The 12,436-nt window shown below is 60.5% G+C and carries 11 protein-coding genes; 4 read left to right on the top strand and 7 right to left on the bottom strand.

Annotation, left to right across the window (positions count from 1 at the left end; all coding sequences use genetic code 11):
• The first annotated feature begins 440 nt into the window (after positions 1-440).
• A complete protein-coding gene (locus tag ASG92_RS16645) occupies positions 441-620 on the top strand; it encodes a hypothetical protein (protein ID WP_157372262.1) in 180 nt (59 codons plus the stop codon).
• A gap of 928 nt (positions 621-1,548) precedes the next feature.
• Here the strand turns inward: ASG92_RS16645 and ASG92_RS16640 are convergent.
• From ASG92_RS16640 to ASG92_RS16610, 7 genes are all read right to left on the bottom strand, one after another.
• Positions 1,549-2,538 carry an AraC family transcriptional regulator gene (locus tag ASG92_RS16640; RefSeq protein WP_056630568.1) on the bottom strand — a complete coding sequence of 330 codons (990 nt, stop codon included), beginning with the start codon at positions 2,536-2,538 and terminating at the stop codon, positions 1,549-1,551.
• Positions 2,539-2,865: 327 nt separating this feature from the next.
• Positions 2,866-4,002 carry an LLM class flavin-dependent oxidoreductase gene (locus tag ASG92_RS16635; protein WP_240987169.1) on the bottom strand — a complete coding sequence of 379 codons (1,137 nt, stop codon included), beginning with the start codon at positions 4,000-4,002 and terminating at the stop codon, positions 2,866-2,868.
• Between the two features lie 492 nt (positions 4,003-4,494).
• The gene (locus tag ASG92_RS16630) at positions 4,495-4,890 is read right to left on the bottom strand and encodes a winged helix-turn-helix transcriptional regulator (protein WP_162256333.1); all 396 of its coding nucleotides are present in this window, start codon (positions 4,888-4,890) and stop codon (positions 4,495-4,497) included.
• Positions 4,891-4,966: 76 nt separating this feature from the next.
• A complete protein-coding gene (leuD, locus tag ASG92_RS16625) occupies positions 4,967-5,554 on the bottom strand; it encodes a 3-isopropylmalate dehydratase small subunit (RefSeq protein ID WP_056630559.1) in 588 nt (195 codons plus the stop codon).
• 1 nt (position 5,555) lies between these two features.
• Positions 5,556-6,974 (bottom strand): 3-isopropylmalate dehydratase large subunit, encoded by a 1,419-nt coding sequence (gene leuC / locus ASG92_RS16620; RefSeq protein WP_056630556.1) that lies wholly within the window; start codon positions 6,972-6,974, stop codon positions 5,556-5,558.
• Positions 6,975-7,022: 48 nt separating this feature from the next.
• On the bottom strand, positions 7,023-8,012 hold the full coding sequence (locus ASG92_RS16615; RefSeq protein WP_200951996.1) for an AraC family transcriptional regulator: 990 nt from the start codon (positions 8,010-8,012) through the stop codon (positions 7,023-7,025).
• A gap of 56 nt (positions 8,013-8,068) precedes the next feature.
• Positions 8,069-9,556: an aldehyde dehydrogenase gene (locus ASG92_RS16610; protein ID WP_056630550.1), complete on the bottom strand. Its 1,488-nt coding sequence runs from the start codon at positions 9,554-9,556 to the stop codon at positions 8,069-8,071.
• Positions 9,557-9,825: 269 nt separating this feature from the next.
• On the opposite strand from ASG92_RS16610, the gene ASG92_RS16605 reads away from it, so the two are divergent.
• The 3 genes from ASG92_RS16605 to ASG92_RS29020 form a co-directional block, all read left to right on the top strand.
• Positions 9,826-11,067: a CoA transferase gene (locus ASG92_RS16605; protein WP_240987168.1), complete on the top strand. Its 1,242-nt coding sequence runs from the start codon at positions 9,826-9,828 to the stop codon at positions 11,065-11,067.
• A 41-nt stretch (positions 11,068-11,108) separates the two neighbouring features.
• Positions 11,109-12,068: a hydroxymethylglutaryl-CoA lyase gene (locus ASG92_RS16600; RefSeq protein WP_056630628.1), complete on the top strand. Its 960-nt coding sequence runs from the start codon at positions 11,109-11,111 to the stop codon at positions 12,066-12,068.
• A gap of 13 nt (positions 12,069-12,081) precedes the next feature.
• The coding region (locus ASG92_RS29020) for a flavin reductase family protein (RefSeq protein WP_162256332.1) at positions 12,082-12,436 on the top strand (355 nt) is incomplete at its 3' end.

Here is a 12,436-nt window from a genome sequence, read left to right as displayed (position 1 = left end):
GCTGCTGTTCTTCAAGGGCAGCTATGTCCGGATCGGCGTCCTGGTTTGAAAATCATCGGTGTGGTTGCGAGTCCGCACGGCCCAGGCAAGACACACCGCATGATCACCGAAATAAGTTCGACACGGTAATCGCGGCGCAGTCATGGCACTGGATAGACCCGGTGGCCGGTGCACTGAAGGCGGCTGAGGTGCTGCGCCCGAACGGGCGTGTGGCGACCTTCGGGCACGTGTTCGAGCCGCCCCCCCGAGGTGGCCGAACCATTCGCTGCTGCTCTCCGGACGGTCGTGCCTGATTCGCCCTTCAGCAACCAACCGGCTCGCCGCCCAGTAGAGATGTACCAGGCGATGTACGCCAAGGTTGCCGATTCGCTCCGACAGACCGACCAGTTCCGGGAGCCGAGCAGGAGCGGCAAATGATCCGAAGAAAGAAATGGGACGCAATGGCAAAGTATGTCGTCGGCGAATTCTCCTTCGCAAAAAAGGGGGAGGCCGAGCAACTCCTTAGATCAGTGCTGGAGGAGCTGGAAGTCGGTGCCATGGTCACCGATCCTCTACCGAGCCACCCGCAGAACCGAGACTGGGAAGAGCCATGGCCGGATGGCAAGGACTATTTGCTCTGAGACAAGAGCTGCGCGCACGTTGGTGGCTCGGGAACTGAACCCATGGTCGACTCCGAAGGCGACGAACTGGTCGTGGACAGATCGATCATTCCCGCCGCCAGCCGGCCGATTCAGTACAGGCACATCGTGGAACGCCAGCTTGAGCCTCGTACGTCTGGGGCTCGGCAACTAGGGGAGATTCTGCCTAAGTGGACCCATCTCATAAGTCATCATTCACTGGCACGAAGATTTGCAAATTTACATGGGTCAAGAATCGGGCGATTTCGCTAATTTCCGCAGGTCAAAGCCGTTTATACTACCCATCTCCGGTTAATTGTTTGTGGCCACCAATGTTCAATTTGAGGTATTCGATGCACTGATGAGACTTCAATCGGGCGATAACTTCTGCGTCCTTCGCTGTCAGTGTGGACCTGCCAACAATCCGCAGCCGGCCCGCGACCGGCAGTCCCACAACGACATACTCAGGCTGCCTCATCGGGCCAATGACGGCGGCGGAAACCTTCTGTAGTCACAAAGCTGTTGTTGGAGTCTCGGGAATGCTCCAGCTCTTCGGGCTTCTTCTGAATCAGATGATGAATAAGGACGCCACCCAGCCCGCAATCCCCTGTCGTGCTCACCGCGGTAAGCTAGCAACGACACCGCCTTACCAACTCTCCAGAGGCCGTAGTATGTGAGTCAAGGGCCGCGGTGGCAGCCAGATGTGGCGGCAGTTCTACAGGCATACCGGATATATTCACGACGAGGCGAAACCGGCTACCAAGTGAAGTGCAGAACGCCTGACGGAGAGCTCTCCGCCCGGCGCAACTCGCCCCTCCAACGCCAGGCGGCCCTTCCGGATTTCAGGCGTCACGGCAAGGAATTTCGCGGAAGGCCGAGGGGGCGAATACCGCCACTCCGCCGCCCTAGCGGCCTGCGCATACAAGACTTGTTAAGCGTGGCGTTGGAGGGTTTCGCTGGGGAGTTCGCCGTAAATTTGCCGGTATCTGGCCGCGAAGCGGCTGGGGTGGTAGAAACCCCACCTGTTGGCGAGGTCGGTGATCTTCAGGTCAGTGTCCCTATTGGTCACGAGTTCTGCCCGCACCCGCTCCATTCGGACCCGCCTCAGGTATTCCATGGGCGCGGTGCCAAGGGTTTGCTGGAAGGATGCGTGGAGGGTGCGGATGCTCATCAGTCCGACCCTGGCCAGTTCTGAAGGGGTGATCGGCTCGTCGGCGTTCGCTTCGATGAAGTCGATCACAGACTTAAGCCTGCCCAGCCTCACGGTGGGCGGTGGCGCCAGAAGGCCCTCGCTGTAGTTGTTGGGCACGGCCATCAGGACGTTGCTCATCAGGAACGACTCCAGCTGCTCCAGGACGAGCGGGTTCTCGGCGATGCCTCCGGGACGGTTCAGCTCCGTTGCCATGAACTGGGCCGACGCGAGTAGGCTTCCTCCTCTGCCTGTTGAGATGTCGAAGCCGAAGTCAAAGTCAATTGGCTCGTCCACTGGTTGACCAATCAGGTCGGCGGCGAAGTTTTCCAACATAGGCCTCGAAAATCTGAGGATGATCTGCTCGGCCTCCTGGGACCAGATAATGTCCGTTCCCAGATGGGGGAGCAGAAGCAAGCCTGTTCGGCCCGGGGAGGTTTCGACGCGCTGTCCGTCCGCCCTGAACCCTTCCGTAGCACCGGCCAGCGTGAGGTTTAGATGATAGAAATCCTGGGGGGCGGGCATGGTAAGCCGGGTTTCGGACTGGTAGGTCAGGTATCCGACCGTTAGGTCATGCCCGCCCCAGGCGTTCAGCGTCACGTCCAGTCGCTTGGCATCCGGTGTTTTCATCACGTTCGGCAGATAGACGCCGGTGACGGCTTCACGGGCGGCATCCATGTCCCTGGTGTGCAGGACAGGATGTGCGTCAAGTAACTTGAGGATCTGCTTCATCAAGGGCTCCCTTGACCTCTGACCGGATGGAATGAAATCCAACCCAAGCGGTGGTGAAGAGCTGAAAAGCCCCTTCTCCCCAAGAAGAACTCCTCTTACATCCCATCACGTCGGCAGTCCAATTCTACTCCCGTGCCATATGCAGGCTACTGACCCCGGGTCGTTGTGAGCAGACCATGTAAGAGCCCAAACACAGGAAGTCCCCGCCCCAGAATTCGGCGAGGACTTCCTTCGATCGGCATCGGGTCGACCTGTGTGACAACGGCGTTGCACCAGCCGCCAGACCTGGCGGCCAACTTCATTGAGGCCTGCCGGATCAGACTTATGTCAGTGGCGCAGGCCTGCCTCTTTGAGCAGGGGCATCACTTTCTCATTGAAGTGTTCGAGTTCCTTCTCGTAGTCCAAGAACCCGAGGATTGTCCCGTCCATTCCGGCCTCGGACAGTTCACGGAACTGTTCGACGACTTGTTCCGGGGTGCCGACGATGTTGATTCCGCCCCAGCCGGCAATAAACCGTTCTTGGTATTTTTCGATCTGCGCGGCAAACGACTCGCTTTCCATGCCGAGGGCGCTCATTACGTTCCGTGCGCCGGCCCAGTCGCCTTCCTCGATTATCTGTTTGTGCGCTGCCTGGGCCTCTTCTTCCGTGTCCCTGCACACAACGAGCGCGTAGGTCATTACCTGGATCTTCCTGCCGTATCCGTCACGCGCCCGTGTTTTGATTTTCGTGGAGTGTTCGCGCATGCTTTCCAAGCTGTCCAGTGCGGTGAGATTCACATCTACGTACTTGGCGGAGAACTCCAGGCCGGCTGGTGAGCTCCCGGCGTTGATTAACGCGGGGCGCGGCCCGGTCAATGGCTTTGGATAGGCCTCGACTCCCTTGGCGTCGAAGAACTCGCCCTTGAAATCAAATTGGCCCGGCTTTGTCCAAAGCTCTTCTACAAAGTCCAACCACTCTGCACCGAACTTGTAGCGATCGTCATGGGCCTTCTGCTTGTTGCCGAACATCTCCATCTCCGGCGGGAACCAGCCCATGACGACGTTGATCCCGTATCGGCCACCCGAGATATGGTCGATGGTTGTGGCCGCTTTCGCTGCAACGATGGGGTGGACAGTGGGTACGTGAGTGGTGGTAAAGACTTGGATCCTTTCCGTCGCCTGGGCAAGTCCTGCAGCCCATGTAAAGGTCTCGAAACAAACACCGTTGAAGTTGGTGTCACCGCCGAACCCCCGCCAGCGGGCGACTGGGACGATGGCTTCGAAGCCGATGCGGTCAGCAAGCTGGGCAATTTTGACCTGCTGGTCCCAGGTGACTCGGAACGTGGTGGGAGCGTTGCTCATCACCATGCCCCCGCTGCAGTTGAACGCGAAGAGTCCCAGTTTCATCTTCTGGTCGTTCATGATGGGGGTTGATTCGATGTCGACGTCTCCGACGCCGAAGGTGTCCAACTCGTGGGCAGGCATTGTCATTTGTTTGGTTCTTTCTATCCGAGCTTGATTGATGGGTTTGGGTCGGTATGTTCGCCTCAAACCGAGGTAGTCTGTGTAGCCATTGTTAGTTCCATCCCGTTCTCACGTCCGGCTCCAACGGAGTCGAACAGGGAGAGCGGTTCTTGCAGTGCAACGAGGGTGGTGCTGGCTCACCGTGCCGGCACCGGCATTTGCCTCTACTCTGAGATCTGGCCGCCCTTTGTCCATTGAGCCGCCGGCTAAGGCGGTAACGGGTACAGTGGCTAGTTCGATTGCCTCGGACTGCTCGTGGAAGGAGTGGACCGAGCGTTGCGTGCTTTCGAATTTCCTGTCGCGAACCTTCGCCCTTTCGGCGTGGTTCATACCTAGACGATATTGATTGAGAGCTGGGTCACACCATCCTTTCAGTGCCGTCCGGCAGCCGCTTTGTGCAGTCTTTTTGGTTCAGGCGGGACGGACTCAGCTGGCGCCGGCAGAGCGCGGCCGCTAGCCGGTTTGCCGCCTTAGTCCGTCATGGAGTGGCAGTACGACGGCGGAGCCTGTTGCGTCCGGTTGGTCCTTCTGCCCGAGGTGGAGGTAGCTTTCGAGGGCTCGGAAGAGGCCCTCAGCGCGCCCTGTCTCAAGGTGGTATGTTTCGGCTACCTGCTCCTCCGGCGGCGTTGTGACGACTCCGGCGCTTTTGAGCTTGTTCAGGCATTGTGCGGCCAGGCCGTGGCTGAGGCCGGTGCGGCGAGCGATGTCGCGACGGGTGGATGGCCCGTTCGCCCGCAGATAGCGAATGATTTGCATGTGCGCGGCGGTGCCGTAAACAGCAGCAGCTACCGTAAGTTCTGCGGACCAGTAGGGGTCTTGGTGCCCGAGTTTTTTTGCAGCGAAGCTCACTGACACAGGCCTTTCCATCGGTGTTTGCGGGGGAACTGCGCAGGGCGTTTCCCTCGGGTTGATCCCCATTCCACTGCTATCGCACGGTTGGCAGGAAGGTTGGTCTCCGTGCCTCAAAGGATTCGATGTCGGCGCTGGCCTGTTCGGTCAGGTCGATGTCATCGAGTCCTTCCAGGAGGCGCCACTTTACGTAGTTGTCGATATCGAAGGCGTACTTGCGGTCGGCGCAGGTGATGCTTTGATCCGCTAGGTTGACTGTCAATTCGAGGCCGGGGATGCTGTCGATTGCGCTCCAGATTTCCTCGACGTCTGCCTGGTCCAGTTTCGCGGCCACCAGACCTGCTTTGCCGCAGTTTCCCCGGAAAATATCTGCGAATTTCGGTGAAATGACGACTTTGAATCCGTGGTCCATGAGCGCCCAGACAGCATGTTCCCTGGACGATCCGGTTCCGAAGTCAGCTCCGGCAACCAGGATCGAAGCCCCCGCAAAGCGGGGACTATCAAGCGGGAAATTGTCGTCCGCACGAAGGTCGGCGAAAAGGGCATCCGCGAAGCCGATCCGGCTGATTCTTTTCAGAAATTTAGAGGGGATGATCTGGTCGGTATCGACGTTGGTCTGCTGCAACGGCATGGCTACGCCGGTGTGGACGGTGAACTTTTGCACGCTATTTTCCTGTTCCGATTTTCCGCAGGTCCGATGGTGTTGAGATGGTGCCCCGGATGGCGGTCGCCGCTGCTACCGGGGGGGAGACGAGGTGTGTCATGCTGCCCCGTCCCTGGCGGCCTTCGAAGTTCCGATTCGAAGTAGATGCGCAGCGCTTACCGGCCGGCACCTGGTCCGGGTTCATTCCCAGGCACATGGAGCAACCGGCGAACCGCCACTCCGCCCCCGCATCGAGGAAGACCTGATCGAGGCCTTCTGCTTCCGCCTGAGCCTTGACCTTCATGGAACCGGGAACCACCAGCATCTGGAGGCCATCCTTGATGCGGTGTCCGGCAAGAACCGCTGCGGCCGCGCGCAGGTCTTCGATGCGGCCGTTGGTACAAGAGCCAAGAAAGACGATGTCGACCGGGATATCCCGCATCGCGGTTCCCGGTTCCAGTCCCATGTAAGCCAGGGATTTCTTTGCGGCGGACCTTTCGCGTTCTTCCGAATAGTCATCCGGATCCGGAACGCTGCCGGAAATCGGAACGGCCTGCGCCGGGTTCGTTCCCCAGGTGACAAAGGGTGTGATCGATTCGGCGCTCAGCGTGACTTCGGCGTCATAGACGGCGTCCGCGTCGCTCGCAAGCGAGAGCCAGTATTCCGAAGCCGCGTTCCACTCATCACCAACGGGGGTGTGCGGTTTGCCCCTCAGGTAGTCGAGCGTCGTGGTGTCCGGTGCGATCAGTCCTGCGCGTGCCCCTGCTTCCACGGACATGTTGCAAATCGTCATCCGTGCCTCCATGGACATGTCCTTGATGGCATCGCCCCGGTATTCCAGCACGTACCCCTGGCCTCCACCGGTGCCGATCTGTGCGATCAGGGCAAGGATGACGTCTTTGGACGTGACGCCGGGAGATAGCCGGCCCTGGATGTTGACGGCCATTGTCTTGAATGGCTGCAGCGGCAGAGTTTGGGTTGCGAGCACGTGCTCGGCTTCGCTCGTTCCGATGCCGAAGGCGAGAGCACCGAATGCGCCGTGGGTAGAGGTGTGGGAGTCGCCGCATACGATGGTCATCCCTGGCTGGGTGAGGCCCAGCTGGGGCCCGACGACATGGACGATGCCCTGTTCGGTGCCGCCCATGTTGAACAAGTTGATGCCGTACGTGGCGCAATTCTCCCTAAGCGTCTGAACCTGAAGCCGCGATGTCAGGTCCGCGATCGGCTTGTCGATCCCAATCGTGGGCACATTGTGGTCCTCCATCGCAATGGTCAGATCAGGCCTGCGCACTTTCCGCCCGGCCAGTGCGAGGCCCTGGAAGGCCTGCGGGCTGGTGACCTCGTTGACGAGATGGAGATCGATGTACAGCAGGTCCGGTTTGCCGTCCGCGTGGCGCACTATGTGGGAGTTCCACACTTTTTCGGCAAGGGTGTAGCCCATGATGACTCTCAATTCGGTTCGGTGCAGCCTTGGCCGCGGTGTTGATGATTAGGCGTGGCGTTGGAGGGTTTCGCTTGGGAGTTCGCCGTACATTTGCCGGTATCTCGCGGCGAACCGGCTGGGATGGTAGAACCCCCACTTGTTGGCAAGGTCGGTGATCTTCAGGTCAGGGTCCCTGTTGGCCACCAGTTCTGCCCGCACCCGCTCCATTCGGACCCGCCTCAGGTATTCCATGGGCGCGGTGCCAAGGGTTTGCTGGAAGGATGCGTGGAGGGTGCGGATACTCATCAATCCGACCCTGGCCAGTTCTGAGGGGGTGATTGGTTCGTCGGCGTTGGCCTCGATGAACTCGATCACGGGCTTGAGCCGGCCGAGGTTCACGGTGGGGGGCGGTTTCAGGAGCCCTTCGCTGTAGTTATTCGGCACGGCCATGAGGAGGTTGCTCATCAGGAACGATTCGAGCTGCTCCAGGACGAGCGGGTTATCGGCGATGCCTCCGGGACGGTTAAGCTCCGTTGCCATGAACTGGGCCGAGGCGAGCAGGCTTGCTCCCCGGCCGGTTGAGATGTCGAAGCCGAAGTCAAAGTTGATTGGTTTATCCACTGGTTGACCCATCATGTCCGCGGCAAAGTTCTCCAGCATCGGCCGTGAGAACCGGAAAATAATCTGTTCGGCTTCCTGGGACCACACAAGGTCTGTCCCCAAGTGGGGTAGCAAGAGCAACCCTGTGCGCCCCGGGGAGGTTTCGGCGCGTTTCCCGTCGGCCCTGAACCCTTCAGTGCCTCCTGTAAGGGTGAGGTTCAAATGGTAGAACTCCTCGGGGGCGGGCATGGTAAGCCGGGTTTCTGACTGGTAAGTGAGGTACCCGACGGTCAGGTCATGCCCGCCCCAGGCGTTCAGCGTCACATCCAGCCGCTTGTCGTCCCGCGTTTTCATCACGTTCGGCAGGTAAACACCTGTGACAGCTTCACGGGCAGCATCCTTGTCCCGGGTGTGCAGGACAGGGTACGCATCGAGCAGCTTGAGGTTCTGGTTCATCAAGGACTCCATTGACCTTTGACTGGAATTGCTATGACTACGGGCTCCCGGAGGGGTCAGCCCAGTTTGAAGGGATCACGGGTGCCGCCGGTCAGCTCCACCCAGACGGACTTGTTTTCGGTGTAGTCGTTGATGGCGTCAATGCCGTTTTCCCGCCCGATGCCCGATGATCCGAAACCACCGAAAGGAACCTGCGGTGCCACGATGCGGTAGGCGTTGATCCAAATGGTCCCGGCTTTGATGGCGCCGGCGACCCTGTGCGCCCGGTGAACGTCCGTGGTCCAGACCGCCCCTGCGAGGCCGTATTCGGTGTCGTTTGCCAGTTCGATGGCTTCAGCTTCGTCCTTGAAGGTGTACACGGAGAGCACCGGTCCGAAGATTTCCTCCCGGACCACGGTCGAATTCCTGTCGACGCCGGTGATGACGGTCGGGCGGATAAAGTATCCGCCAAGGTCCTCGGGCGTGTATCCGCCGCACGCGATGACGCCCCCTTCGTCCCGGGCTTTCTGGATGTAGTCCATAACCTTCCGGTACTGCGGGCCGTTCGCCACCGGCCCCATCTGCGTGCCAGCGGCTGTGGGGTCGCCGAGCTTAATGTCGTTGGCCTTGGTCACGACGAGATCGACGAGTTTGTCGTGGATGGACTCGTGAACGATGAGGCGGGATCCGGCCATGCAGCTCTGGCCTGTGGCCGCGAAGACGCCCGCGAGCAGGCCGTTGGCTGCCGCTTCCAGGTCGGCATCCTCAAAGACCACCTGGGGGCTCTTGCCACCGAGTTCGAGGGTCACTTTGTTGATGTTCTTCCCGGCTGCCTGTGCCACCAAGGCACCGGTGGCGGTTGACCCGGTAAAGGCAATCTTGTCGACGCCGGGATGTGATGCCAGAGCCTGGCCCAGTTCGCGGCTCTCGCCAGTGACGACATTGAAGACTCCTGCAGGGAATCCGGCCTGGTCGATGAGTTCTGCCAGGAAGGCCGTTGAGGCGGGGGAGTGTTCACTGGGCTTGACCACGAAGGTGCAGCCCGCCGCAAGGGCAGGGGCCAGTTTGAAGGTCAGCAACAGCAACGGCGAGTTCCACGGCGTAATGGCACCGATCACGCCCAAGGGCTCGCGCCGCGTGTAGACCAGGAAGTTGGGCTTGTCGGTGGGGATCTGGCGTCCCTCGATTTTGTCGGCGAGACCGGCGAAGTAGTAGTACCACTGGGGCAAGGCCCGGGTTTGCCCGATCATTTCGTGATAGAGCTTTCCGGAATCATTGACCTCGAGTGTGGCGAGTCGCTCAGCGTTCTCTGCTATAACGTCTCCGAGCCTGCGGAGCAGTGCGCTTCGGGCCGTGCCAGTCATTTGCCCCCATGGACCACTGAGGGCCTCCCGTGCGCTGGCGACTGCCGAGTCGACGTCTGCCACTGTGCCTTCCGCCAGCTCAGCCCACTCCTCGCCGGTGTAGGGGCTGGAGGTGGTGAATGATTTTCCCGACGATCCGGGGACAAACTTTCCACCGATGTACAGGGAGAACTTCTCCCCTAGCAAGGTCGTTGTCGACATTTCATTGCCTTCCTTTTAGCTGAACACCCACCGTCCTGCGATGAAGCTCTGAAAAGACCGTACGTACTGAGAGCTGCATCACACTAGCCGCTTGGCGCAGCCGGACAGCCGCTTTTCGCAAAGAATTCCGGACGCTGGAATCTCTGCCGAAAGTGGCTGCCACGGTGCGTTTGGCGGCTGTCACGCCACCCTCTCCTGCTCATAGCGTTGTGATCCATCACGAGAGTCCGTGATGGACATCACCCTTTGGGGTACAGGAGGAAGATCAGATGGGAACACTGCCGATGCGGCGCGAAGAAGCGCCGCGACCGCAGAGCGGTCCGCTCGAGGGAATCCGGATTCTGGAACTTGGATCCCTGGTCGCCGGCCCCTTCGCAGGAAGGCTGCTGGCCGATATGGGCGCTGAAGTCATCAAGATTGAGACTTCAGACCGGCCCGATCCACTGCGGACCTGGGGCCAGGGCGAAATCGACGGGCACCGGCTGTTCTGGACCGTGCACGCCCGGAACAAGAAATGCGTCACCCTGAACCTGCGCACCCCGCGAGGAATCAGCATCTTCAAGGATCTGGTGGCGCAAAGCGATGCGGTCATCGAAAACTTCCGCCCGGGGACCCTGGAGAAATGGGGGATCGGCCCGGACGTCCTTCTCCAAGAGAACCCGCGGCTGGTGATCGCCAGAGTTTCGGGGTACGGCCAGGATGGCCCCGACGCGCTCAAGCCCGGATACGCCTCGGTCGCCGAGGGCATCAGCGGCTTCAGGGCCGTCAACGGCTACCCTGGGCAGCTCCCGCCGCGAATCGCCCTGTCTCTGGGTGACTCCTTCGCGGGCATGTTCGCCGCCCAGGGCATTCTTGCAGCACTGATCCGTTCCCGCACCGCCGGGGAAGGGGACGTCATCGACGTCGCCCTCACCGAGTCTTGCCTCGCCCTGATGGAATCGACCATCCCGGACTTCGACGGGGCGGGAGTAGTGCGCAAACCCTCCGGTACCCGGCTCGACGGGATCGCACCGTCAAACGTCTACGTGAGCCGCGACGGGCTGCCGGTCATCATTGCCGCAAACCAGGACACCGTCTTCGCACGGCTTTGCGGCGTCATGGGCCGCCCCGAGCTGGCCCTGGATGAGAAATATGTTGACCACGTGGCCAGAGGACGCCATCAGGATGAGCTCGATGACATCGTCGGAGGATGGGCTGCCAGCCAGACCGCATCCGACATTGTGCGCGTGCTCGGTGAAGCCGGAGTGGTCTGTGGCCCGGTCAACACCGTGGCCGAAGTCATGACGGACCCGCAGCTTATCCACAGGGACATGTTCGTTGATCACGACGACCTTCGCATCGGCCGCAAAATCAAGGGCCCTGGCGTTGTCCCCAAATTCTCCAGCGCAAAAGGCTCCGTCCGTTGGGCGGGCCGCCCGGAACCCGGTTTCGACAACAACGACGTCTACCGCGGGCTTCTCGGGCTGGACGACCAAGAACTCAAAGAACTCACAGACAGCGAGGTCATCTAGACATGGACGAGCAAAGTTACGGTCCCTGGACGCTGGAATCCATGGCTTCCGCAATAGGACACAGCCTTCCCCGGGCGGTGGATATCCGGGAAGTCGGCCCCCGGGACGGGCTACAGCTGGAGCGCAAGCTCACTCTGGACCAAAAGATCCGCATGATCGATGGCCTTGTCGCGGCGGGAGTGAGGCGCATCGAAGCGACGAGTTTCGTCTCACCGACAGCCGTCCCGGCACTTGCAGACGCCCCCGAGCTCGCCAAGGAGCTGGTCCGGTGGCCTGAGGTTGACTTCTGCGTCCTCGTTGCAGGCGTTGGCGGGGCCAAGCGCGCCCTCGCTGCCGGAATCACCCACCTTGAATACGTGATCTCAGCTTCCGAAAGCCATGCCAAGGCCAACGCCGGCAAGACCATGGCCGAATCCATCGAAGCAGGCGAGCAGATTATCAAGATGGTCCACGAAGCCGGAGGCATCTGTGAGGTCATCATCGCCATCGCCTTCGACTGCCCGTTCGAAGGCCCTACTCCCGCAAGCCGGGTCGCCGACATCGTCAAGGCTCTCGTAAAGGCCGGTGCCGATCGCATCTGCCTGGGAGACACCATCGGCACAGCCACCCCCGACCGTGTCATCGCGCTCGTTCAAGCCGTCAGAGACCAGGCCCCCGGCCACTCGATCGGATTACACCTTCACAACACCCGCGATACCGCGCTGGCAAACGTACTCGCAGCCCTAATGCTCGGTGTCACCGACTTTGACGCCGCCATCGGCGGCCTGGGCGGATGCCCCTTCGCCCCTGGCGCCAGCGGCAACCTGTCCACCGAAGACCTCACCAATTTCCTCGAAGACATGGGCATCCGCACCGGCCTCAACACTTCTGCCCTCAAACAGATCAGCGCAGAAGTGGCGAACTTCGTCGGTCACGACCTTTCGGCGGCGATGACGAAAGTCGAGCCCCGAATCGGCTTTACATACGCAGCAAATCAGAACCTTGTTCACACCCAGCACTGATAGGAACACCGCCATGGAAAACCACCTCGAAGTTACCCCCGAACGCATGCGCGAGATACTCGGGCACTTCTGCACGGGACTGACCATCATCACAGCAAACACAGAACAGGGACCGGTAGGCTTCACCTGCCAGTCGTTCTCCTCGTTGTCGCTGGAGCCAGCGCTGGTTGCATTCAACCCGGCGCGGTCCTCATCGACCTGGCCCGTCATCCGGGCCAGCGGACGGTTCTGCATCAACATTCTCCCCGAAGAGCACCGGGAACTCTCCGGCAAGTTCGCCCGCTCCGGTACAGACAAATTCGCCGGAGTGACCCATACGACTTCGCCGCTGGGCAACCCGATTTTAGACAGCGCCCTGGCATGGATCG

The organism is Arthrobacter sp. Soil736, from assembly GCF_001428005.1.
Classification (GTDB): Bacteria; Actinomycetota; Actinomycetes; order Actinomycetales; family Micrococcaceae; genus Arthrobacter.
Note: the sequence above shows the minus strand (reverse complement) of the source record. Positions and strands in the feature narration are given on the sequence as shown.

What these genes read in the sequence shown, in the direction of transcription:
- ASG92_RS16610 (WP_056630550.1), bottom strand. Translation starts at nt 9,556, where the DNA reads ATGTCGACAACGACCTTGCTAGGGGAGAAGTTCTCCCTGTACATCGGT.
- ASG92_RS16605 (WP_240987168.1), top strand. Translation starts at nt 9,826, where the DNA reads ATGGGAACACTGCCGATGCGGCGCGAAGAAGCGCCGCGACCGCAGAGC.
- ASG92_RS16615 (WP_200951996.1), bottom strand. Translation starts at nt 8,012, where the DNA reads ATGAACCAGAACCTCAAGCTGCTCGATGCGTACCCTGTCCTGCACACC.
- ASG92_RS16645 (WP_157372262.1), top strand. Translation starts at nt 441, where the DNA reads ATGGCAAAGTATGTCGTCGGCGAATTCTCCTTCGCAAAAAAGGGGGAG.
- leuC (WP_056630556.1), bottom strand. Translation starts at nt 6,974, where the DNA reads ATGGGCTACACCCTTGCCGAAAAAGTGTGGAACTCCCACATAGTGCGC.
- ASG92_RS16635 (WP_240987169.1), bottom strand. Translation starts at nt 4,002, where the DNA reads ATGCCTGCCCACGAGTTGGACACCTTCGGCGTCGGAGACGTCGACATC.
- ASG92_RS16640 (WP_056630568.1), bottom strand. Translation starts at nt 2,538, where the DNA reads ATGAAGCAGATCCTCAAGTTACTTGACGCACATCCTGTCCTGCACACC.
- ASG92_RS16600 (WP_056630628.1), top strand. Translation starts at nt 11,109, where the DNA reads ATGGCTTCCGCAATAGGACACAGCCTTCCCCGGGCGGTGGATATCCGG.